This window comes from Endozoicomonas sp. SESOKO4, from assembly GCF_024606275.1.
On record NZ_JAHHPS010000165.1, the window covers coordinates 1 to 1828 of the forward strand.

General features: G+C 48.4%; 1 protein-coding gene. It reads left to right on the plus strand.

Translation table 11 applies throughout. The annotated features are described in order from the left end of the window. Nucleotides 1-30: 30 nt before the first annotated feature. A partial coding sequence (locus KDK16_RS03060; RefSeq protein ID WP_257274620.1) for a hypothetical protein occupies nt 31-1828 on the plus strand: 1798 nt, incomplete at its 3' end.

Genomic DNA, 1828 nt, shown 5'->3' on the forward strand with positions numbered 1-1828 from the left:
CACCTTTCTGAAAACTTCAAAAATACCGGCATGCTGACCAGCATGCTAAATAATAATAAAAAACATATCCGTAGTTTTGCAGAACGTAGCCAGAGTGAACTCCAATATTTAGCGAGTTTGAAGGTATTGACTTCCTTCTCGTCCATGAACAAAAGAAAAGGGGTGCCCGGACATAAGGAAGTGAAAGCAATTCTGGGCTGGCATGAATGGAAAGGCAAGGATGGCGAGTTCAATTCGGAACTGTTCCGCTCTTTTTCGTCCATGAATCATGACAGAGGCATACTCAAACATGGTGAAGTGAGAGAGGTGCTGGGCTGGCCGGAATGGAAAGACAAAGATGGCGAGTTGAGTATCGAGCTGTTCCGCGCTTTCTCGTCCATGAATAGTAGTAAAGGCATGCTCAAACATGAGGAAGTGAAAGAAGTGCTGGGCTGGCCTGAATGGAAAGACAGTGATGGCAAGTTCAGTGTGGAGCTGTTCCGCACCTTCTCCTCTTTGAATAGCGGCAGAGGCATGCTTGAACATAAGGAAGTGAAAGAGGTGCTGGGTTGGCCCGAATGGAAAGGCAAGGATGGCGAGTTCAGTATGGAGCTATTGCGAGCCTTCTCGTCCATGAATCATAACAGAGGCATGCTGAAACATGAGGAAGTGAAAGAGCTGCTGGGCTGGCCGGAGTGGAAAGACAAGGACGGCGAGTTCAGTATAAAGTTGTTCCGTTCCTTCTCGTCCATGAACAGTAGCAAAGGCATGCCCAAATATAAGCAAGTCAAAGAGGTGCTGGGCTGGCCGGAATGGAAAGACAGGGATGGTGAGTTCAGTACAGAGCTTTTCCGCGCCTTCTCGTCCATGAATACAAGCAAAGGCATGCTCAAACATAAGGATGTGAAAGAGGTGCTGAGCTGGCCGGAATGGAAACACAAAGACGGCGAGTTCAGTATAGAGCTTTTCCGCGCTTTCGCGTCCATGAATAGTAGTAAAGGCATGCTCAACCATGAGGAAGTGAAAGATGTGCTGGACTGGCCGGAGTGGAAAGACAAGCATGGCGAGTTCTGTATGGAGCTGTTCCGCTCGGTCTCATCTATGTACGCAAAGAGAAGCCTGCCCGAACACATGGAAATAAAAGAAATGCTGGGCTGGCCGGAATGGAAAGACAAGGATGGCGAGTTCTTTATGGAGCTGTTCCGCGCTTTCTCGTCCATGAATAGTAGTAAAGGAATGCTCAAACATGAGGAAGTGAAAGAAGTGCTGGGCTGGCCGGAATGGAAAGACAGAGATGGCGAGTTCAGTATGGAGCTGTTCCGCGCCTTCTCGTCCATGAATCGTAGCCAGGGCAAGCTCAAACATGAGAAAGTGAAAGAGGTGCTGGGCTGGTCGGAATGGAAAGACAAGGATAACGAGTTCAATATACAGCTATTCCGCGCCTTCACGTCCTTGAATCATGGTCAGGGCATACTCAAACATGAGCAAGTGAAAGAGGTGCTGAACTGGCCGGAATGGAAACACAAGGATGACGATTTCGATATTGAGCTGTTCCGCGCCTTCTCGTCCATGAATCATTCCAAAGGTGTGCTCAAACATGAGAAAGTGAAAGAGATACTGAACTGGCCGGAATGGAAACACAAGGATGGCAAGTTCAATATGAAGTTGTTCCGCACTTTTTCGTCCATGAATTGTGACCAGGGCTTGCCCAAACACAAGCCTGTGAAAAAAGTGCTGGGCTGGATAGGTGACTACGGCCCTCCCAATCATTGGCTACTGCAAGTTATGACCAGACTCTGGAAATCAGCAGGGCTTCCTGCGGTTGAAGTACTGCAACATCAGGAAAGGC